The organism is Streptomyces montanisoli (assembly GCF_017813245.1).
In the GTDB taxonomy this organism is placed as follows: Bacteria; Actinomycetota; Actinomycetes; order Streptomycetales; family Streptomycetaceae; genus Streptomyces; species Streptomyces montanisoli.
The window spans coordinates 1-21,704 of record NZ_JAGIQL010000032.1 but is presented as its reverse complement, the minus strand read 5'-3'; the positions used below and the strand labels follow the sequence as shown (position 1 = coordinate 21,704).

Below are 21,704 nucleotides of genomic sequence, written 5' to 3'. Positions count from 1 at the left end.
CTTGGTCTCGAAAGAACTGGCCAGCGCCCCCTGTCCAAACCTTTCGTTCCGAGCGGGTCAGGTGAGCAGCCCCGCGGCCCCGGCCCACCGGTACTTGGCGCCCAGGACCTCCACCGGCCGCTCCGTGGTGTACGGGTAGGCCACCACGCCGTGCTGGAAGAGGTACGCGCACGCCTCCTCCACCTCCGTGTCGCCGGCGAGCGACGCCACGACAGGCTTCTCGATGCCCCGCTCGCGCAGCTCCGCCACGACACGGGCCGTCAGCTCGGCGAAGACCATCGGAGGGGTGACGATCGTGTGCCAGTAGCCCAGCACCAGCGCGTGGATGCGCGGGTCCTCGAGGCCGAGGCGGATCGTCTTCTCGTACGTCGACGGCGGCTCGCCGCCCGTGATGTCGACGGGGTTGCCCGCCGCGCCGAACGGCGGAATGAACCTGCGGAAGGCCGCGTCCAGGTCGTCCGGGATGGCCATCAACCGCATCCCGTTGTCGACGATCGCGTCGGACAGCAGCACACCGGAACCGCCGGCCCCCGTGATGACGACGACGTTGTCCCCCTTGGGGGCCGGCAGCACGGGCAGCGCCCGCGCGTACTCCAGCATGTCGTTCAGCCCGGGCGCCCTGATCACACCGGCCTGGCGCAGGATGTCGTCGTAGACCGCGTCGTCGCCCGCCAGCGCGCCGGTGTGCGATCCCGCCGCCCTCGCGCCCGCGGCCGTACGGCCCGCCTTGAGCACCACCACCGGCTTCCTGGGGACGGTCTGCCTCGCCGCCTCGACGAACGCACGGCCGTCCTTGAGGTCCTCCAGGTGCATCGCGATGCACTCGGTGTGCGGATCCTCGCCGAACCACGTCAGCAGGTCGTCCTCGTCCAGGTCGGACTTGTTGCCGAGCCCCACGATCGCGGACACACCGGTCTTCGTGGTGCGCGCGAAGCCGAGGATCGCCATCCCGATCCCGCCGGACTGCGAGGTGAGGGCCACACCGCCCTTCACGTCGTACGGCGTGCAGAACGTGGCGCACAGGTCCTGCCACGTCGCGTAGTAGCCGTAGATGTTCGGCCCCAGCATCCGCACGCCGTGCTCCTCGGCGATCGCCACGATCTCGTCCTGGAGCGCCTGCTCCCCGGTCTCCGCGAAGCCCGAGGGGATCAGCACCGCGTTGGGTATGCCCTTGCGGCCGACCTCTTCGAGCGCGGCCGGCACGAACTTCGCCGGGATCGCGAACACCGCCACGTCCGGCTCGCCCGGCACGTCCGTGACACTCCGGTACGCCTTGCGGCCGAGTATGTCGTCCGCCTTCGGGTTCACCGGGTGTATCTCCCCGGAGAAGCCGCCGTCGATCAGGTTGCGCATGACCGAATTACCGATCTTGCCCTGCTCGTTGGAGGCGCCGATCACCGCGATCGAGGACGGCTCCATCAGCCGCCGCATCGACGCGAGTATCTGCTCCCTGGTGAACTTCCGGCGTACGGGCGGCGCTTGTGCGGTGAGCAGGATCCGCACGTCCGCCGCCATCACGCCCGACGCGGACGCGAACACCGGGTTGAGGTCGACCTCGGCGATCTCCGGGAAGTCCGACGCCAGCCGCGACACCCGCACGACCAGGTCGGCCAGCGCCGCCCGGTCCACCGCCGCGCCGCCGCGCACACCGCGCAGCACCTCAGCGGCCCTGATGCCGTCGAGCATCGACAGGGCGTCGTCCTCGGTCGCCGGCGCGAGCCGGAACGTGACGTCCTTGATCACTTCGACCAGCACACCGCCGAGGCCGAACGCCACGATCTTGCCGAACGTCGGGTCGGTGACCGTGCCGACGAGCACCTCGGTGCCGGCCGGCACCATCTGCTGCACCTGTACGCCGTCGATGCGCGCGCCTGGCGCGTACGCCTTGGCGTTGGAAACGATCGATGTGAAGGCGCCGCGCACCTCGGCGGCCGAGTTCAGCCCGATGCGCACACCGCCCGCGTCGGTCTTGTGCAGGATGTCGGGCGAGACGATCTTCATCGCGACGGGGAACCCGATGCGGTCCGCGATACGCACCGCGTCGTCGCAGGCCTCGGCGAGCGCCTCGGCGGGCGTCGGAATGCCGTACGCGTCGGCGATCGCCTTGCCCTCCGGCGCGGTCAGCGCGGTGCGGCCCTCGGCGAGCGCCGCGTCCAGCACGGCGCGCACGGCCTGGGCGCTCCCCGTGTGCGGCTGCGTCTGGGGCACTAGATGACTCCGTTCGTCTTGAGGCTGCTCAGTTCCTCACCACTCACACCGAGTTCGCCGTACACCTCGGCGTTGTGCTCACCGAGGAGGGGCGACGCGGTCACGGTGACGGGGGAGTCGGACAGCTTCAGCGGGCTGCCGACCGTGGTGAAGGAGCCCCTGGTGGGATGCGGGACCTCGACGACCATGTCGTTGGCGGCGAGCGAGGCGTCCTCGATGATCTCCTTCGTGGACAGGATCGGCCCGCACGGGATGTTGTGTGCGTTGAGCTTGCCCAGCACCTCCCACTTGGGGAGCGTGGCGGACCACTCCTCGATCAGCTGGAACATCTTGCCCAGCTTCGGCAGCCGCGCCTCTGGCGTCGCCCAGTCCGGGTCGCCCGCCAGCTCGGGCCTGCCGATGAGCTCCGTGATCGGGGCCCACCCCACCGGCTGCACGATCACGTACACGTAGTCGTTGGGGCCGCCCGGCGCGCAGCGCACCGCCCAGCCGGGCTGGCCGCCGCCGCTCGCGTTGCCGCTGCGCGGCACCTCCTCGCCGAAGTCCTCGTTGGGGTACTCGCGCAGCGGGCCGTGTGCGAGGCGCTGCTGGTCACGCAGCTTCACCCGGCACAGGTTCAGCACCGCGTGCTGCATCGCCACGTTGACGCGCTGGCCGCGGCCCGTCGAGTGCCGCTGGTAGAGCGCCGCCAGGATGGCGGCCACCAGGTGCACGCCGGTGCCGGAGTCGCCGATCTGCGCGCCGGTCGCCGTGGGCGGCCCTTCCTCGAAGCCGGTGGTGGCCATGGAGCCGCCCATGGCCTGCGCGACCACCTCGTACGCCTTGAAGTTGGTGTACGGGCCCTCGCCGAACCCCTTGATCGAGGCATAGACGATCCGCGGGTTGATCTCCTGGATGCGCTCCCAGGTGAACCCCATGCGATCGACGGCGCCTGGGCCGAAGTTCTCGACCAGCACGTCCGAGCGGCGGATCAGCTCGGTGAGGAGCTCCTTGCCGCGCTCCGTCTTGGTGTTCAGTGTGATCGAGCGCTTGTTGCAGTTGAGCATCGTGAAGTACAGCGAGTCGACGTCGGGAAGGTCGCGCAGCTGCCCCCGGGTGACGTCACCCTTCGGCGCCTCCAGCTTCACCACGTCCGCGCCGAGCCACGCGAGCAGCTGGGTCGCGGAGGGACCCGACTGCACATGGGTCATGTCGAGGACGCGAACGCCCGCCAGAGCCCGGTCGGCGTGCGGGGCTTCCACTGCCTGGGTCATGGTTTTCGACTCCTCACTTGTACATGGTCTGGTTCATCGTTCCGGGCGCGTAGGCGTCCGGATCGACCCACACGTTGATGAGCGACGGCAGCCCGGACTCCCTGGCGCGCCGCAGGGCGGGCGCGATGTCCGCCGGGTCCCTGACCTCCTCGCCGTAACCGCCCAGCATCTGGGCGAACTTGTCGTAGCGGACGTCGCCGAGCGTGTTGCCGACGCGCTCGCGTTCCTTGCCGTACTTGGCGGCCTGGCCGTAACGGATCTGGTTCATCGACGAGTTGTTGCCGACGATCCCGACGAACGGCAGCTTGTAGCGGACCAGCGTCTCGAAGTCCCATCCGGTCAGCGAGAACGCGCCGTCGCCGAAGAGCGCCACGACCTCCTGATCGGGCCGCGCCTGCTTGGCCGCGAGCACGAACGGGATGCCGACGCCGAGCGTGCCGAGCGGCCCCGGGTCCATCCAGTGGCCGGGCGACTTGGGCTGGACGACCTGGCCGGAGAACGTGACGATGTCGCCGCCGTCGCCGATGTAGATCGAGTCCTCGGTCAGGAAGTCGTTGATCTCGCTGACCAGCCGGTACGGGTGGATGGGCGAGGCGTCGGAACGCAGGTTCGGCAGCCTCTTCTCCAGTGCCGCCTGCTCGACGGCCCGCAGCTCGTCGAGCCACCCCTTGCGCCTGGCCGCCCCGCCGTTGATGCGGCCGCTCGCCGCCTGTGCCACCGACTTGAGGACGAGGCCCGCGTCGCCGACGATGCCGAGGTCGACGTCGCGGTTCTTGCCGACCGTGCGGTAGTCCAGGTCGATCTGGACGACCGTCGCGCCGGGGGAGAGGCGCTTGCCGTACCCCATGCGGAAGTCGAAGGGCGTGCCGACGATGACGATGACGTCCGCGTTGGCGAACGCGTAGCGGCGCGAGAGCTGGAAGTGGTGCGGATCGCCCGGCGGGAGGGAGCCGCGCGCCGCGCCGTTCGCGTATGCCGGCACGTTGAGCGTGCGGACGAGATCGATGGCGTCGTCGGTGCCCCGGGTCGTCCACACCTGGCTGCCCAGCAGGATCGCCGGCTTCTCCGCCGCGACGAGCAGGTCGGCCAGCTTCTCGATCGCCTCGGGGTCGCCCGCGGTGCGCGTGGACGCGCGGTACTGCCCCGAACGCGGCACGCGGGCCCTGTCCTCGGGCACCTTGGCGTCGAGCACGTCGCGCGGGATCTCCAGGAACGACGGCCCCGGGGCGCCGTGGTAGCACTCGCGGAAGGCCATCGAGACCATGTCGGCGGCGCGCGCGGTGTCGGGCACGGTGGCGGCGAACTTGGTGATGGGCGTCATCATGTCGACGTGCGGGAGGTCCTGCAGGGACCCCATCTTGTGCTGGGTGTGGGCGCCTTGGCCGCCGATGAGGAGCATGGGCGACTCGGCCCTGAAGGCGTTGGCGACGCCCGTGACGGCGTCGGTGGTGCCGGGGCCCGCGGTGACGACCGCGCAGCCCGGCTTGCCGGTGACGCGCGCGTAGCCGTCCGCCGCGTGGGCGGCGACCTGCTCGTGGCGTACGTCGACGATGTCGATGCCCTCGTCGACGCAGCCGTCGTAGATGTCGATGATGTGGCCGCCGCAGAGGGTGTAGACGCGCTCCACCCCCTCCGCCTTGAGGGCCTTGGCGACGAGGTGACCACCGGAGATGTGTGCCTGGCTGTCGTCGGGCATGGGGTGTTGTGTCCCTTCGTGAGCGAACGCGGCTGTGCGCTCCCGGTACATTGCATACAGTCTACGAATACTGTATGAACCTTGTTATCCCGCAACCGCGGGGTGGTGTCCAGGGGGCGTGCGGCACTTGATTCAAAAAGGAGCGGCATGGATCTGTACGAACACCAGGCAAGGGACCTCTTCGCCGGACACGGCGTACCCGTCTCCGCCGCGGAAGTGGCACACACACCGGGCGAGGCCCGCGAGGCGGCCGACCGCCTCGGCGGCCGCGTCGTCGTCAAGGCACAGGTGAAGACCGGCGGCAGGGGCAAGGCCGGCGGTGTGAAACTCGCGGCGGACGCGGCCGAGGCCGAACTGACCGCGCGCCGGATACTCGGCATGGACATCAAGGGGCACGCCGTCGCCAAGGTCATGGTCGCCGAAACGGTGGACATAGACCGCGAGTTCTACGTCTCCTACGTGCTCGACCGCGCGGCCGGCACCTTCCTCGCCATCGCCTCGGCCGAGGGCGGGATGGAGATCGAGGAGGTCGCCGCACACCGCCCCGAGGCGGTGGCACGCATCCCCGTCGACCCCGAGGAGGGCGTCACCGAGGCCAAGGCCATGGAGATCGCCGTCGCCGCCGGACTGCCGGCCGCCGCCGCACCCGTACTGCGCGCCCTGTGGCAGGTGTTCGTGCGGGAGGACGCCCTGCTCGTCGAGGTCAACCCGCTGGTGCAGGCCGCCGACGGGCACCTCGTCGCCCTCGACGGGAAGGTCACCCTCGACGACAACGCCCGCTTCCGCCAGGAGCGTTGGGGCGAGTCCGGCGTGGACCCGGCGGCCGAGCCGCTGGAGGCGGCGGCCGCCGAGCGCGGCCTCAACTACGTCAAGCTGGACGGCGAGGTCGGCGTCATTGGCAACGGCGCGGGCCTCGTGATGTCCACACTCGACGTCGTCGCCGGATGCGGTGCGCGGCCGGCCGACTTCCTCGACATCGGCGGTGGGGCCTCGGCGCAGGTCATGGCCGACGGCCTGTCGGTCGTCCTCTCCGACCCGTCCGTCAAGTCCGTCTTCGTCAACGTCTTCGGCGGCATCACCGCCTGCGACGCCGTCGCCGAGGGCATCGTGCGCGCCCTGGAGTCGGTCGCGCTGACCAAGCCGCTCGTCGTACGGCTCGACGGCAACAACGCGGCGCGCGGCCGGGAGATCCTCGACGCCCGTGCCCACCCGCTGGTCCAGCAGGCCACGACCATGGACGGCGCCGCCCGCCGGGCCGCCGAACTCGCCCACGCCGACTGAGGAGCACACACCGTGGCGATCTTCCTGACCAAGCAGAGCAAGGTCCTCGTCCAGGGCATGACCGGCGGCCAGGGCATGAAGCACACCCGGCGCATGCTGGCCGCGGGCACCGACGTGGTCGGCGGCGTCAATCCGCGCAAGGCGGGCAGGACCGTGGACTTCGACGGGACGGGCGTGCCCGTCTTCGGCTCGGTGGCCGAGGGCATGGCGGCGACCGGCGCCGACGTCAGCGTCGTCTTCGTACCACCGCCGTTCACCAGGGCAGCCGTCACCGAGGCCGCCGACGCGTCCATCCCGCTCGTCGTCGTGATCACCGAGGGCGTCCCCGTCCACGACACCGTCCGCTTCCGCCGCTACGCCGGGCAGCGCGGCACGCGGATCATCGGCCCCAACTGCCCGGGCCTGATCAGCCCCGGACAGTCCAACGCCGGCATCATCCCCGAGGACATCGCCCCCGACGCCGGACGCATCGGGCTCGTGTCGAAGTCCGGCACCCTCACCTACCAGCTGATGTACGAACTGCGGGAGATCGGCTTCTCCACCGCGGTCGGCATCGGTGGCGACCCCGTCGTGGGCACCACGCACATCGACTGCCTGGCCGCGTTCGAGGACGACCCGGACACCGAACTCATCGTGCTCATAGGCGAGATCGGCGGCGACGCGGAGGAGCGCGCCGCCGCGTACATCGCCGAGCACGTCACCAAGCCCGTGGTCGGCTACATCGCCGGCTTCACCGCGCCGGAGGGCAAGACGATGGGCCACGCGGGGGCCATCGTCTCCGGCTCGTCGGGCACCGCGCACGCAAAGCAGAAGGCGCTGGAGCAGGCCGGCGTGCGGGTCGGCTCCACACCGTCGCAGACGGCACGCCTGGTGCGCGACCGCCTCTGAACGCGGGGCGCGCGCCTTGGCGGTCGCCCGCCCTGGTCGCGCGCTTCGGCGGTCGCCCGCCCTGGCCGCGCGCCTTGGTCGTGCCCCGGCTGCGCACGCCCCCTCACCACCAGGCCATGCACCCCCGCCCCACCACGAGCGGAGACCCTCGATGGCACCCACCACCACACCCACTGTGACCTCCCCACCCACCACGACCGCCCCGCCCCCGACGCTCTCCACGAAGCCGGGCACCGGCTGGGACGACGCCTGGCGGCGCTGCCTCGCCGCGGCACCCGAGGCGTTCCAGGACGACCGCGTACGCAACCTCTGGGCCGGCCGCTGGCACGCCGACGGCCGGCCGCGGCCCTCCGTCAGCCCCGTGGACGGCTCAGCGATCGCAGGCCCGCCCCTGCTGGACGGCGCGACGGCCGCACACGCCGTGCACGCGGCCCTGGACCGGCACAGGACCTGGCGCGACACCCCGCTGCCCGAGCGCAAGGCCCGCGTACGCGCCACCTGCGACGCGCTCGCAGAACACCGCGAACTCCTCGCGCTGCTGCTGGTGTGGGAGATCGGCAAACCCTGGCGGCTCGCCCAGGCCGACGTCGACCGTGCGATCGACGGCGTGCGCTGGTACGAGGCCGAGATCGACCGCATGCTGGCAGCCCGGACCCCGCTTCCCGGCCCGGTCTCGAACATCGCCAGCTGGAACTACCCGATGTCCGTCCTCGTCCACGCCATGCTCGTCCAGGCGCTCGCGGGCAACGCCGTCATCGCCAAGACACCGACCGACGGGGGAGTGGCCTGCCTGACCCTGGCCTGCGCGCTCGCCGAGCGCGAGGGGCTGCCGGTCACCCTCGTCAGCGGCAGCGGCCGCGAACTGTCCGCCGCGCTGGTCGCGTCCCCCGAGATCGGCTGCGTGTCGTTCGTCGGCGGCCGCGACACGGGCGCGGGCATCGCGACGGCCGTCGCCGACCTCGGCAAGCGGCACGTCCTGGAACAGGAGGGACTCAACACCTGGGGAATCTGGAACTTCTCCGACTGGCCCTCGCTCGCCGCGGTGATCCCCAAGCTGTTCGACTACGGCAAGCAGCGCTGCACGGCGTACCCGAGGTTCGTGGTGCAGCGCTCGCTGTTCGCCGACTTCCTCGACGCCTACCTGCCCGCCGTCAGGTCGGTGCGCGTCGGCCACCCGCTCGCGGTCCAGCACCCATCGGACCCGCTGCCGGACCTGGACTTCGGCCCGCTGATCAACGCGGCGAAGGCCGGGGAACTGCGCGACCAGGTCGCGGAGGCGGTGGACCGCGGGGCAGTCCCCCTGCACGAGGGCGCCCTGCCGGACGCCGCGTTCCCATCCGGGGTCTCCCGCGACGCCTACCTGGCGCCGGTCACCCTCCTGAACCCGCCACCGTCCTCGCCCCTGCACCACGCGGAGCCCTTCGGGCCCGTGGACACGATCGTGCTCGTGGACACGGAGGCGGAGCTGCTCGCGGCGATGAACGCGTCGAACGGCGCACTCGTCGCGACCCTGTCCACCGACGACCCCGCCACCTACGCCCGCCTCGCCCCGCAGGTGAGGGCGTTCAAGGTCGGCCACGGCAGGCCACGCTCGCGCGGCGACAGGGACGAGCTGTTCGGCGGCTTCGGCCACGCGTGGCGCGGCGCCTTCGTCGGCGGCGACCTGCTCGTCCGCGCGGTCACCGACGGCCCACGGGGGGAGCGCGCGCCGGGCAACTTCCCCGACTACCACCTGATGCCCTGACCCCGGGCTGGGCCCCCGCCGGACGCCCCCGCCGCCCGGCGGAAGGCCCGGCGGGGGCCACCCGCTGACCACGTCAAACGCAGGTGAATGCGACCCCGAACCCCTGGTATCGTTGACCACGTCACCGCGGCGGACACGCCACGGAAGACCACTCGTCCGGGTGGCGGAATGGCAGACGCGCTAGCTTGAGGTGCTAGTGCCCTTTATCGGGCGTGGGGGTTCAAGTCCCCCCTCGGACACTCACAACAACGTGGCACGGAATCGAGGACCCCGACCAGCAGGTCGGGGTCCTCGTTGTGTATTCGTGGCGGATGCCGATACCTGAGGGCGTCGCACAGCGGTGCGTTCACTGTGAGCTCTGCCGCCTGAGTGCGTAATGCTTTGGTTCAGTAACGCTCAGTGTTGGTCGTCATTGTGGCTCCTCGGCCCGGAATGCGTCGCCGAGCAATGCCTTGTCCGTGGCCCGTCCGATGACGCCAGTCGCGGTTGCGTCCACGGCTCCTCCGACAATGCCTCCCAGGACCGGTATGCCCTTGGCGAGTGTGATCGCGGCTCGCTCGGTTCCGTACTTCGCTATGAGGAACGACCCAGCCTTCCTGTTGATGGCCCGGATCATCGCCATCGGGATCTTCTTGATCATCTGCTCGCCGACCTTCTGACCAACCTTCACTCCGAACGCTGCCAGAACGCTCTGCGTACTCATTCCGATCGCGAGCATCATCGCGACTGTCCGCGCGTACGGATCACCGATGTCCCACCCCCGAAGGTGTGCGATGGCGCCTGCCATCCGCATGTTGACGGTGAAGGACGCGGCCACGTTCGCGGGGATCGTCACGCCCGCGGTGATCAGCCCTCCGAGCCCCGTGACGAACCCCTGGGTCCCGGCCGCGGCCACGGACTCCTTGATGAGCCGGGCTATCACCGCGTCGATGTCGTCCTTCATGTCCTCAGGAGAACGGCGCTCCTCGTCGTCAGGCCCCCTGTAGGCGGCACCCTGACGGCGCGCAAGACGAGCCTCGGCCCAGGCCACCGACCCCGTGACCGGCCCCACTCCGTTCACCATGACCTTCTCCGCGAGACCTGCGACCCACTGCCCGGCCTTCTCGACCGCGCCCTCGTCATCACCAGAAGTTTTCTTGCCGACCATCACACGCCCCTTCCGCGCGAGCGCCCACTGAGAGGCTCGCGATGCTGTGGGCAGGAGAAGGGGCTGGGTCGCCGGTAAGTTTCCGGCAAGACTGCGAGCGGCTGAAGCCGCACCCCCTCGCTACCGCCCGTCCCACCCCTCTACGCCACGACGTCCTGCGCCGTACCGCCCTTACGAGCCGAAGCGGTTACACCCTCTCATGCGAGTGAAAGCGTCGTCAAACTCCCTCAGTTGGCCACCTTCGGACTCGCCTCAAGGGCGCGACGAGCAGAGTGCGCCGGCTCCCCTCCTCCGCAGCCGGCCTCAACCAGGAACGGGCTCGGGCTTCCGGTCCACGAGACGTACAGGCCGTCCCGGGCCCGGGTGCAGGCGACGAAGAGCAGGCAGCGTTCCGCGGCCAGGTCTGCCTCGTGCTGGAGCCGGTCGACTCCCTCCGGCGTGATGGCCGATGGGTTCGGCAGCGCACGGTCGTTGACGCCGATGACGGCGGTGTAGCGATACTCAAGTCCCTTGAAGGTGTGCATGGTGCCCACGTTGACCGCGTCGTTGGTTCGCGCGGCCCCCGCGCGAACCCGGCTGGCGGGAATGCCGGCCGCGACAAGCCTGTCCTTGGCCTTCTCGCAGGCCTTGTTGAACCGTGCGCAGATCCCGATCTCCCCGTGAGCAGCACCGCCGTCCAGCCACTCGTGCACCTGCTCGATCAAGGCGTCGAGTTCAGCCTCCTCCGTTCCCGCCTCATGCACACGCGGCCCGGAGCCGTGCAGAGCGGAGCTGTATCCGATCAGGGTGTCGTGCCGTCCGCTGTCGGCCAGTTCGGCGTAGGGGCGGCCGAGCAGGAGACCCGTCGCCCACCTGAGGATCTCCTGCGTGGAGCGGTAGTTCTTGCGCAGCTTGGCCGAACGGCCGGCGACGTTGATACCGAGGGACTTCAGGGACACGCGGTTGTCGTAGATCCGCTGATGCGGATCGCCCGCGATGAACAGGTCGTCGGGGCGACGCGGTGCGGCCGCGCGGAGCATCCGCCACTGGGCCGGGTGGAGGTCCTGGGCCTCGTCGACGACGACGTGCCGGTAGCGCGGCCCCTGTTCGGTCAGCAGGTCGGCGGCCTCGGCGCAGGTGCCGAGGTAGGTGCGCAGCCCGTCCCCGTCCAGCCGCCGGGTGAACTCCTCCATGGTCCGCCACACCGGCGGCCGTGCGGACGCCGGCAGCGCGCTGCCGCGGCCCCGGCGCTCGCAGCGCTCGTACCCCTCCTGGCCGCGGATGTCCTGGGCGAGGACGACGTGCTTGTACTCCTGTGCCAGGAACTGCGGGGGTGCCGGCGAAGCCGGTGGCTTCCGCGGCCTGCTCCCACCGGGCGGTCTCCTCGTATCCGGTGAGCGGTCGGCGCGCGGTGCTCACCACGCGACCCGCGAAGGCGTCCACGGTCATGACGTCGACCCGGTCGCGCAGGTCCGGATTGTCGACGAGCAGGCAGAGTCCTTCGGTGAGGGAGTCCACGAGGGCATTGGTGAACGTGGTGAGGAGGATGCGGTCGCCGTCACGCAGGTGCCGCAGCAGGTGCTGCACCCGATGGAGAGCGACGACCGACTTTCCGGTCCCGGGTCCCCCGGTCACCTGAGCCGGGCCGGAGTACGACGGACGGTAGGCGACCTTGTGCTGGGCGGGGTGCAGGAAGATCCGCCAGGCGGCGAACGGCTTGTCGAGGATGTCCCGCAGTTCGTCGGCATCGGCGACGACGGCGATCCGGGTGCCGGAGCGGGCGATGGCAGTCGCGTAGTCGGTGGTGTCGACAGGCTCCTGCGACGACGCGTCGGCGAGCGCGGGCACGACGACCTCCTGCCACGCCTGCTCGACGCTCGCGCCGAGAGCCAGGTGCTCCAGCACCTTGTACTGGTCAGGCGGGAAGAACCGGCCGAAGATGTCGAGTTGCTCCAGGCTGGTCAGCGCGCGCGCCTGCGCCAGGGTGGTGTCGTCGATGCCGAGCGCGGCCATGTCCCCGTCGGAGATCTTCGCGAAGAGCCGCTGCTCCTCGGCGGGCGCGATGCGCTGGTAGGTGGGGGTCAGCTCCTCCAGGGTGGCGATCTCGCGGAGCTCCACCGTGCCGGTGACGGCGTTGATGGTCGCCTTCTGCTTCACCGCCCATTCGGTGGCCTCGTCGTGCGGGCCGACCCGGAGTAGTACGAAGGTGTCTCCCGTCTCGGGCGCGAGGACGACACCGCGGATTCCCTGGGTGATCCGGATCGTCCGGATCTGCCGGTCCTTCGCGCCCCTGAGGGACTCCATCTTCAAGCCCGGGTCCTTGAAGAGCCGGTCGAGGGTGAGCCGCTCGAACTTCTCCCAGGCGTCGAACACACCGCTCCTGACGTGTTTCTCGAGCTTCTCCAACTGCTGGCAGAAGGCGATATCGAAGGCGAGATGCGGCATGACGGGATTTTAGGCGGCCACGGCGTGACCCGGGGCAGTTCGAGCGCGCGTGGCAGCGGATTCCGGCCGCGTCCCGCCGGTCGCTCACCACGGAGCCGCCGCCTGAGATCTGCCCTGCCTTTGTGCCTCGTAAGCCATGCCGTGGCGCGGCCAGGCTCCGCACGTTCTGCAGCAGCGCGTGCCCCACACTCAGCCCGCCGCCGCTCGGTGCGTGCCACCTCCGCGTATGTCGCCACAGGCTTCCCTTTCATGTAACCGATGTGCTTCCGGATCAGCTCGCGACAGCGGGCACCACGGGTGGATCATTGCCTCGGCTCGGGCAGGCACGGGCTACACGTCCGGGCAGCCGCCGCGCCGATCCTCAGGGTTTCTCAGGGCCGCCCTGTGTTGCACCACTCCACTTCGCGTCATTTCCCGGGGGTGCTTTCCTTCTTGACGCCTTGTCATTCACCCCAGCATCGCAACGTGATCGTTACATGACAACGAGCAACCGTGACGCGCCTCACGACCGAGTTGGCCGGTAGGGCCGTCATGCCCCCTTCTGGTCCGATTGTTTGACGATCAAGCCACGCGTAGGAATGCCCTGTCCCATCAACAACCCAAGGAAAGGTCAAGTTTGACCACCGGAAGACGATACAAACGAAGACTCCGCAACTCAGTGCTGTCAGTAGCGCTGCTCACCGTGGCGCCACTGGTGGCCGCAAACCCGTCTGCCGCGGCGTCCGCCACAGACGGGGCGGGCAGCACCAAGGCGTTGTCCACACGTCCGGCAGAGCTGTCGAAGAACGAGATCGAGAAGGCGGGACGGGAGTGGGCCACGGAGCACTCCAAGGCCGGCATCCCCTGGGCATTGGCCCGGGCGAAGAAGACCGGGAAAAAGATCCTGGTCCCGAATGAGACCACACCCACCAACCTCACCTACGCCAACCCCAACGGCTCGCTGACCTCCGAGATAACCGCCGGCCCCGAGCGCATCGAGAAGGACGGCAAGTGGATCGCGGTCGACGCCACGTTGCACACGGCGGCGGACGGCACCATCAAGGCCAAGGCGCACCCCAATGACCTGACACTGGCCAAGGGCGGCGGCATCCGGGCCGCCTCTGTCAGGGCCGCTGAGGACGCCGCACCCCGTGACCTCGCCACCCTCCACGGCCCGGAGGGCGAGCAGGTCACCCTCCGCTGGAAGGGCGGCTTGCCCTCCCCCGAACTGAACGGCACGACCGCCACGTACAAGGATGCCGTGCCGGGTGCGGATGTGATAGTCGAGGCCACCCGCACCGGCTTCGAGCAGTACACCCGGCTCAACAAGCGTCCCGCCGACGGCTACAGCTACACCCTGCCGCTCCAGGCCGATGGCCTGAGGGCCAAGGCGAACGCGGACGGCTCGGTGACGCTCACCGATGCGAAGACCGGCGCGAAGAAGGCCACCATGCCGGCGCCGGTGATGTGGGACGCGCACGTCGACAAGGTCTCCGGCAAGCACGACAACCGGCACCGGGTCGGGATGAAGGTCGTCGATCACGAGGCGGGGAACATCGACCTCGTCGTCACCCCGGATGCCAGATGGCTGGACTCCCCCACCACGCACTACCCGGTGACCATCGACCCGTCGACCTCCGTGCTGGGCAACACCTTCGACACCTACGTACAGCGTGGCGAGACCACCGACCTGGGCTCACAGACCGAGCTGGACTGGGGCAACCCCGGCACCACCAACGCCGACGGCACCACCCGTGTCGCCAGGTCGCTGATGACGTGGAACACCGAGCCTTTCTCCGACGCGCTCATTTCGTCGGCGAAGGTGGAGTTCTACAACACCCACTCCGGCAACACCGACTGCACGGCGCATGCCTGGGACGTGTGGGACACCACGGCCGGCTCCTCCGCCTCTCGGTGGACGAAGCAGCCCGACTGGCTGCAGAAGTTCGCCACATCCACCGAGACCAAGGGCAACGCGCGCGGCTGCTCCGACACCTCCGCCGGCTGGATCAAGGCGGATGTGAAGAACCTCGTCCAGACGTGGGCGAGCGCGAAGCAGACACGCGGCTACATGGGAATCAGGGCCGCGGAGGACCAGCCCAAGGCATGGAAGATCGTCAACTCCCGGAACGCAGCCGCCAACCAGCCGAAGCTGACAGTCAATTACAACTACCGCCCCGGGGACGGTACCGCCCAGCAGGCAGGCCCGCCGTTCACGTCGTACAACGGTGTATGGGGTGTCAACACACTCACCCCGACGCTGCGCGACAAGTTCGCCGACGCCGACGGCGACAAGGTCAACGGCACCTTCCAGGTGTACGACGCCGAAACCAACAAGCCCATCACCACGCCTGCGGGTGAAGGAGTCCTGGTCTCCGACTTCGTCGAGCCCGGCACCTGGGCAACGGTGAAGGTGCCCGCCGGCCAGCTGGTGGACGGCAAGACCTACAAGTTCCGTACCAACGCCTTTGACGGCACCCACTACAACCTCAACTGGTCCCCATGGCGTGAATTCGTCGTCGAGACCGCCGCTGCCGGCCAGCCCACGTCGCTCAAGCCCGGCGACTCCTACACGATCACCGACCGCGCGCTGATCTCTGACCCGGACAAGGTTGAAGAGGTCTTCAAGCGCGACGGAAACCTGGAAGCACTGGGGATCAAGCCGAACGGCCAGGCGGCGACCGCCAAGAGTGTGCAGCCGAAGGCCGCCTGGGAACGCACGTACACCACACCGAGTACGAAGTTCATCCGAGGCCGTAACCCGGCGGATCCGTACCAGTACATCAGCAGCGTCGCCGAATGCCACAACTCCAGCGACTCGGACAACGACTCCGGCTGGATCAAGAACCGCTTCTCGTACTGCCAGGAGACCCTGACATTCCTGCCGGCAATCAAGTGCGGTCTGTGGCCGCCCGGCTGTTACGTCCAGGGCCTCTTCATGTCGCGCAACACCCTGATCGGACGGGGCAAGATAGGCGGCCTCGACGGCAGCGAGCTCACCCGCTACGCCGACTTCGACATGAACGTCAACGTCTGGACGGCCGAAGGAGACTTCAACAAGCCCGGTGCGTCCATGAAGGCCACCCTGGAGTGCGAAGGGTCCTGGCAGGGCGGGGGCGGCAACGACGAAGAAGCCTGCGACAACGGAATCCATGACGGTCGCACCGATACCGCCGCCGGATGGGACGCCGACGGGGACACCCAGTTCGACCTGTGGTCGAGTACGCCGAAGCTGCCGGACATCGCCGACGATGAGCAGATTGCCACGGGCCTGTTCAAGCCGGTCCTCAAGTTCACGATCCCCGGCTACGGCCAGGTCCTGCCGACCGAGGGCGAGCAGGGCGAAATCCGCTTCGACAGCGCCGTGTACAACCGGCGGGCCCCTCTCGGTTCGGTCTTCCCCGACGCCACACCCGCGTTCCGATACGACAAGAGCGACACCAGCAACGCGGGCAACGGCACACAGGAGCCGTACCTGGGCGTGGCCGCAGTCGCCAACCACATCGACGAGGCCCGCAAGGACCCGGACAGCACGTACCCGAAGAAGGACGGGAAGAAGCTGCCCGGTGGGTCAGCGCTCGACCCTCTGCACCGTATCGCCGGGGTCCCCGGATCCATCGCCCGGGCGCGCAAGGACGCCAACCGTGCTGTGGTCAGCTCTCTGTGCAAGAGCGACGCCGTACCTGGTGGCCCTGCGGACGGGCTCGACTGCGACGAATACCCCTTCGCCTCCACCACCGAAGGCGCCGCGCGGTACAAGTACGAAGGCGATCAGTACAAGGGCGATGTCTCGCTACGCTTCATCGACTCGGTGGAGAACCAGGAGGCAGGCGGCCGACTCGGCGCCTGGTACGAGAACGACCGCATCCTGAATTGGGACCCATTCATCGTCACCATCGGTGACTGACTGAGATCCGCGAAGGCGGTCTAGACGGGCTGCGGGCCGCCCTCAGGGGCGGCCCGCAGTGTGTCACGTCTGACTGATGCGCCAGATCTGCACAAGGCAGTACTGGTCCTCACCGTCGAGTTCTTCTTCACGTCCGAGTGGTGTCTCCACCGGGCCTGGGGACGGGATGAGCGGTGAGGTGAACGGGCCGTTCTCACGGTTGAACACCCAGTGCCAGCGCATTTTGTACGTCCCGGGTGACGGCAGGATCAGGGGGATCGGGTCCATCCCGCTGGTGATGACCTCAATCCCGAGCTCGGCCGTGGGAAGTTCAACCTCCACCTCGGCCTGGCCCGACCAGGGACCCGGCCCTGGCGCCGGCTCGGTGGACCAGCTCTCCAACCGCACAGGGGCCCGGATGACCTCGGACGGGACCTGCAGATAGACCATGCCGGGAGCCGAGAGCAACCACTCCGAAAAGTCCACATTCGGGGTATACGTGTCCACGCTGGTGTCGACCAGCCCAAACCGGCGATAATTCGGGTGGACCGTGGTCTCGAACACGTCCAAGAGCCTGCCCAACTGCCTACCCCTTCATTGCTGATACAGATGAGGGCAACGTAACACCCCCAGGACCCACCACCGTTATCCACCTTCCTCGTTCCCGGCCTGAGCGGAAAACTGCCACCACCTGCGCCCGGACTACGCCCGGGAGGTCTCACAGCGCCATGGAGCTCGCTCCCACATGCGTCAAATGCTCAGGATCTCGACGCCTCCAGGCACGTAGTGGCCGGGCGCGGCACGGTCGGAGGTGGTGAGCCCGTCGAACTCGACCTCCACGCGGATCCGCTTGGTCTCCGATGCCGAATGAGCGTCCTCCTCACCGAGGTTGCCCCCCCTTCTCGCCGTTGAAGAACCGGTCCAGGGCGCGGAGGACGGTGGACTTGCCGACGCCCGTCGGGCCGATGAGCGAGGTGAAGGAGTCGAGGAGACGTCGAGACCGCGCAGGCAGCAGAAGTTCTCGATGTCGACGCGCTTGATCTTCACGGCTTTTCCTGACGTAGGACAGTGCGGAGTGTCCCGAGCGGTCGGGAACGGGTCTTGGGCCGGAGATCGTGCTGTCCGGCACGGCGTCGACAGGTCGACGCGTTGGCACTGGGTTTCGCCGTGCATGCGGTGAACGAGCGCTTCAGGCGCCCCAGGCATCTTCGGAATCATCAAACCCCGACTTCGTGAGTGAAAGCGTTGTCAACTAATACCCTCGGCGAGGGTGGCGATTAGACAGTGGCTTGCATGGGGGCATGCGTGGGCGTGCGGTGTCACCCAAGGTGGATGAAGAGAGCGAGCCGAGGTGAGCTGTCTGCCGGCGTGCCTGACGGGGCATCGAGAAGCCCGGGCGCCGCCCTACGCCCGTGGGGTAGTGGGCTGGAAGAACAGCGGAGTCAGGGCGAGACGTCGGAGCCGCCGCCGTCCAGATCGAGACGGATCACGGCCAGGGTCTCGGCCACCTCGGTGGAGAGTTCGTCGTCCGGGCCGAACACCAGGCACAGGTCCGCGTGCAGCGGCTCCAGCACGTCATACGCCTCTGCCGTCCGGCCCTGCGCGAGCAGCAGCATGCCGATGTCCCGGCGCAGCTCCACCGCGTTCTCGCTCACGTCGCCGTCGGCGGCGCGTACGGTCTCCAGCACGGCGTTCAGCCCGGCCAGCGCCTCCGTCACCTGGCCGAGTTCACCATGGCAACGCGCCGCCTGGGCGCGGCTTTCCAGTGCCTGCTCGCTGCCCCGCCCGCTCACGCGCGCGTAGGCGTCGGCCAGCGCCTCGAACTCTGGCAGTGCGGCACGATGGTCACCGGCGAGCTGGCGGCTGACCGCCCGGCGCATGCGCAGCCCGAGGACCGCCTTGCTGTCCGAGCCGAGGGCGTGCGCCGCCGGCTCGATCATCTCGCCCGCCACCTCGGCAGCCTGCGTGTAGCGCTCCTCCTCCATGAGGGCGCGGTAGTGCGCGTGCACCTCGCGGATCTGCTCCCGCAGCGCCTCACGTTCGGCCGAGTGGAGGGCAGGCAGCGCGTCAGGCACTGCGCCCGGCTCCGCAGGGCGCGCGCTCGCGGTGCTGGCACGGGAGCGGGGCGCGTAGGGGCGGCGGAAGATCGCGGTGGGATCGGGGAAACCGGCGGGTTCCGACCCCTCCGGCACGGCCTCCTCGCCGGGCGGCGGCAGAAACGGCCGCAGCCGCTCGTACACCTCCTGCACATCCACCGGCCGCGCCTCAGGGGCCTTGCGCAGCAGGTGCAGGACGAGTTCCTCCATGGCCTCCGGCACGTCGGCACGCAGCTCGCGCAGAGGAGTCGGGGCGGCATTGACCTGCTGCATCATCAGCTGCCACTCGCTGTCCCCTTGGAACAGGGGCCGCCCGCAGAGCAGTTCGTGCAGCATGCAGCCGAGCGCGTACAGGTCGGTGCGCGGTGTCACCCGACCGCCACGCACCTGTTCCGGCGCCATATATTGGTGCGTCCCGACCGGGTTGCCGGTCGCGGTGAGCTTGGTGACGTCCGTCCGCAGGATCGCCGCGATCCCGAAGTCGAGGACCTTCACCGTGCCGTCGCGTGCGACGAGGATGTTGGACGGCTTCAGGTCGCGGTGCACCACAGGCACGTCGTGCGCGTACGACAGGACGGTCGCGACCTGCGCCGCCACGGCCACCGCCCAGGCGGTGGGGAGGAGACGGTCCGGGTGCACGTACGCGCTCAGCGGTACGCCGTCGACCAGCTCCATCACGAGGAACAGCTGCTCGTAAGACTCGTCGAGCACCGCGTCGTACACCTGCGGCACACCGGGGTGCTGGATGCGCGCGGTGATCCGTGCCTCGCGCCGGAAGCGCCGCTCCAGCTCCTCGGCCAACTGGGGCGTGGCGGCGACGGTCTGAGGCCGGATCCGCTTCACGGCGACGGGCCGGTCAAGCACCGCGTCGTAGCCTCGCCACACATCGCCCATGCCACCGTTGCCGAGCTGCTCCAGCAGTTCGTAGCGGCCCGCGATCGGTCTGTCCGGCACCTGTCCCCGCCCCGCGTCCTGGCACTGGCGCTCGCTCGTCCCTCGAGCCCCGTTGGTAGCGGCCAGTTTCCCCGGAAACGGATCACCGCGTCCAGCCGTGTCCTACGACGGCGCGGCGTACGGACGGGATCGAGCCACCGTGCCCGCATCCGTCGTGCCCGCGTGCACCGTGTACTCGACCCAGACCGTCTTTCCCGGCCCATCCGGGCGCGGGTCGCAGCCCCAGCGGTCGGCGAGGGCCGCGACGAGGAGCAGGCCGCGTCCGCCGGTACGGGCGGGGCAGACGGCGGCAGCGTCGGCGGCGGGCGCGGGAAGCTTGTCGCCTCGCGTGTCGGTGACCTCCACGCGGATGGTGAGAGGCGAGGCATTGGGCGCGGAGAGCGCGAGGAGCCGGACGCGGAAGTCGCGTCCGGCGACGCGGCCGTGGGTGATGGCGTTGGCGCCGAGTTCGGCGACGAGCAGGCTCAGCGTGTCGTGCGCCTCGCTGCCGTACGGCACGCCCCAGGAGTCGAGCCGCTCCCCACAGAGCCGACGGGCGAGGCGCGCGCCTCGGGGCGTCGAGCTGAAACAGAGGGTGAAGCAGGAGCGGGCGGGGGCCGCCGGGGTCGCGGGTGTCGCCGGTGCGGGTTGTTCTGTGAGATCCATGCACACAGCGTGGTGAGTTGTGTCATACCGTGACCAGTGGTGACGCGCTGACGCGATGGGGAGTACGCGGGGGCGCACGCCATGTACGGGACGGTACGGCCGGGTGGGCGGGAAGCGAGGTGTGCGGTGCTGGACGAGAGTGAGAGTGAGAGCGGAGTCGACGCCGAGGTGCCGGGGCAACGGCGCAGCGAGGAGGAGTCGGCCAGGGGGCTGATCGGCGCGTTTGGACGGCAGTTAAAGCTGCTGCGGACGCGGGCGGGCATGGAGCGGGCAGAACTCGGCAGACGGGTCGGGTACTCGGCGGACACCATCGCCTCGTACGAGCAGGGACGGCGCGTCCCGCAGCCACGGTTCATCCAGCAGGCGGACGAGGTGCTGGATGCGGGTGGTCTACTGACGGCGATGAAGGAGGAGGTCGCTCGGGCGCGGTTTCCCCTGTTCTTCCGCGACGCCGTTCGGCTGGAGGCGGAGGCTTCGGTTCTGAACGTGTACGCCGTGTACGCCGTCCCTGGACTCTTGCAGACTGAGTCGTACGCCCGGGCTGTCTTCCACATGGAACGGCCGCTGCTGAGCGACGAGGTGATCGAGCAGGGACTCCAGGCGCGCCTGCAGCGACAGGAGCTCTTCAACCGTCAGCCGGCTCCGCTGATGAGCTTTGTAATTGAAGAGGCCGTGCTCAGACGGCCGTTGGGGGGAGTCCAAGTCCTTCGCGAGACACTGGAGCAGATCCTGCTCCTCGGCCAGTCACGGAGTGTGGAGATCCAGGTCATGCCGACCGCGCGTCGTGATCACGGTGCGCTCGGAGGTCCCTTCACCTTGATCGATACAAGTGACGGGCAACGGATTGCCTACGCCGAAGTGCAGGATCATAGCCGTCTCCACACAGACCCGACGCACGTACGCACGCTTGAAGCGCGTTATGGCATCCTCCGGTCACAAGCGCTGACCCCGAGCGAGTCGGCAGCGTGCATAGTGCAACTGATGGGAGAGGCATGAGCGCTCAGCGGACCGAACCGCCGACAGGCGATGCCGCATGGTTCAAGAGCAGCTACAGCACGGGCAACGGTGGTGAGTGCGTTGAGGTCGCCGCTGTTGCCAACGCTGTGCTGGTCCGGGACTCCAAGCAGTCCGGCGGACCCGTCCTGGGGCTTGGGCGGCAGGCCTGGGCCGCCTTCGTGGAGCAGGCGGCGCGCGGCTGAAGCCGCGGACACACTCGGGGTTCGGCATTGAGTGATGCCGAGCCCCGAGCATGACCAGTCCCCGGGCGGTCATTCGTCAGGCTGCGCGTGACTTGCTGCCGCGCGGCACCCAGAGAGCTGAGCGTGCCGCGCTGGGATGACGGACCACGCGTGCCAAGGCAGGTGTGTAGAAAGAAGTGTCAAGCCCCGGGTTTTGTGGAGAGTGGGTTAGCTGGTTTTCTGGAGTGACGCAGGGGGTTCGGCCGCATAGTGGGCGGCCTCGTGCTCGGCGGGGGTCGCGTGTCCGAGCTCGCCGTGCAGGCGC

The 21,704-nt window shown here is 69.1% G+C and carries 14 protein-coding genes, 1 tRNA gene and 1 pseudogene; 7 read left to right on the top strand and 9 right to left on the bottom strand.

Annotated elements, in window-relative coordinates:
* Window positions 1-57 precede the first annotated feature (57 nt).
* Genes JFN87_RS10800 through JFN87_RS10790 form a run of 3 tightly spaced genes read right to left on the bottom strand, consistent with a single transcriptional unit; the run spans window position 58 to window position 5,157 of the window.
* Window positions 58-2,208 (bottom strand): acetate--CoA ligase family protein, encoded by a 2,151-nt coding sequence (locus JFN87_RS10800; RefSeq protein ID WP_209339769.1) that lies wholly within the window; start codon window positions 2,206-2,208, stop codon window positions 58-60.
* Window positions 2,208-3,461, bottom strand: a complete 1,254-nt coding sequence (gene frc / locus JFN87_RS10795) for a formyl-CoA transferase (protein ID WP_209339768.1) — start codon at window positions 3,459-3,461, stop codon at window positions 2,208-2,210. The genes JFN87_RS10800 and frc overlap by 1 nt, the downstream gene beginning before the upstream one ends.
* Window positions 3,462-3,474: 13 nt before the next feature.
* On the bottom strand, window positions 3,475-5,157 hold the full coding sequence (locus JFN87_RS10790) for a thiamine pyrophosphate-binding protein (protein WP_209339767.1): 1,683 nt from the start codon (window positions 5,155-5,157) through the stop codon (window positions 3,475-3,477).
* Between the two features lie 147 nt (window positions 5,158-5,304).
* Between JFN87_RS10790 and sucC the strand changes: the two genes are divergently transcribed.
* The 4 genes from sucC (at window position 5,305) to JFN87_RS10770 (ending at window position 9,309) form a co-directional block, all read left to right on the top strand.
* Window positions 5,305-6,438 (top strand): ADP-forming succinate--CoA ligase subunit beta, encoded by a 1,134-nt coding sequence (gene sucC / locus JFN87_RS10785; protein ID WP_209339766.1) that lies wholly within the window; start codon window positions 5,305-5,307, stop codon window positions 6,436-6,438.
* 12 nt (window positions 6,439-6,450) lie between these two features.
* On the top strand, window positions 6,451-7,326 hold the full coding sequence (gene sucD, locus JFN87_RS10780) for a succinate--CoA ligase subunit alpha (protein WP_209339765.1): 876 nt from the start codon (window positions 6,451-6,453) through the stop codon (window positions 7,324-7,326).
* A gap of 151 nt (window positions 7,327-7,477) precedes the next feature.
* A complete protein-coding gene (locus JFN87_RS10775; RefSeq protein ID WP_209339764.1) occupies window positions 7,478-9,070 on the top strand; it encodes an aldehyde dehydrogenase family protein in 1,593 nt (530 codons plus the stop codon).
* Between the two features lie 154 nt (window positions 9,071-9,224).
* Window positions 9,225-9,309: transfer RNA gene (locus tag JFN87_RS10770), tRNA-Leu, on the top strand.
* A gap of 170 nt (window positions 9,310-9,479) precedes the next feature.
* On the opposite strand, the gene JFN87_RS10765 is transcribed toward JFN87_RS10770, so the two are convergent.
* Window positions 9,480-10,217 carry an EcsC family protein gene (locus tag JFN87_RS10765; protein WP_209339763.1) on the bottom strand — a complete coding sequence of 246 codons (738 nt, stop codon included), beginning with the start codon at window positions 10,215-10,217 and terminating at the stop codon, window positions 9,480-9,482.
* 227 nt (window positions 10,218-10,444) lie between these two features.
* A pseudogene (locus tag JFN87_RS10760) lies at window positions 10,445-12,641 on the bottom strand (UvrD-helicase domain-containing protein).
* Between the two features lie 754 nt (window positions 12,642-13,395).
* Here JFN87_RS10760 and JFN87_RS10755 point away from each other — a divergent pair.
* The gene (locus JFN87_RS10755) at window positions 13,396-16,527 is read left to right on the top strand and encodes a DNRLRE domain-containing protein (RefSeq protein WP_209339762.1); all 3,132 of its coding nucleotides are present in this window, start codon (window positions 13,396-13,398) and stop codon (window positions 16,525-16,527) included.
* A 63-nt stretch (window positions 16,528-16,590) separates the two neighbouring features.
* On the opposite strand, the gene JFN87_RS10750 is transcribed toward JFN87_RS10755, so the two are convergent.
* The 4 genes from JFN87_RS10750 to JFN87_RS10735 all read right to left on the bottom strand — a co-directional run bounded on the left by JFN87_RS10750 (window position 16,591) and on the right by JFN87_RS10735 (window position 20,201).
* Window positions 16,591-17,070, bottom strand: coding sequence for a hypothetical protein (locus JFN87_RS10750; RefSeq protein ID WP_307865396.1), 480 nt, complete (start codon window positions 17,068-17,070; stop codon window positions 16,591-16,593).
* A 186-nt stretch (window positions 17,071-17,256) separates the two neighbouring features.
* The gene (locus tag JFN87_RS10745) at window positions 17,257-17,553 is read right to left on the bottom strand and encodes a hypothetical protein (RefSeq protein ID WP_209339760.1); all 297 of its coding nucleotides are present in this window, start codon (window positions 17,551-17,553) and stop codon (window positions 17,257-17,259) included.
* A 395-nt stretch (window positions 17,554-17,948) separates the two neighbouring features.
* Window positions 17,949-19,556: a serine/threonine-protein kinase gene (locus JFN87_RS10740; RefSeq protein ID WP_209339759.1), complete on the bottom strand. Its 1,608-nt coding sequence runs from the start codon at window positions 19,554-19,556 to the stop codon at window positions 17,949-17,951.
* A 102-nt stretch (window positions 19,557-19,658) separates the two neighbouring features.
* Window positions 19,659-20,201 (bottom strand): ATP-binding protein, encoded by a 543-nt coding sequence (locus JFN87_RS10735; RefSeq protein ID WP_209339758.1) that lies wholly within the window; start codon window positions 20,199-20,201, stop codon window positions 19,659-19,661.
* A 129-nt stretch (window positions 20,202-20,330) separates the two neighbouring features.
* On the opposite strand from JFN87_RS10735, the gene JFN87_RS10730 reads away from it, so the two are divergent.
* Both JFN87_RS10730 and JFN87_RS10725 read left to right on the top strand, forming a co-directional pair.
* Window positions 20,331-21,197, top strand: coding sequence for a helix-turn-helix domain-containing protein (locus tag JFN87_RS10730; protein WP_245179178.1), 867 nt, complete (start codon window positions 20,331-20,333; stop codon window positions 21,195-21,197).
* On the top strand, window positions 21,194-21,400 hold the full coding sequence (locus tag JFN87_RS10725) for a DUF397 domain-containing protein (protein WP_209339756.1): 207 nt from the start codon (window positions 21,194-21,196) through the stop codon (window positions 21,398-21,400). Before JFN87_RS10730 ends, JFN87_RS10725 begins: the two co-directional genes overlap by 4 nt.
* Window positions 21,401-21,704 lie beyond the last annotated feature (304 nt).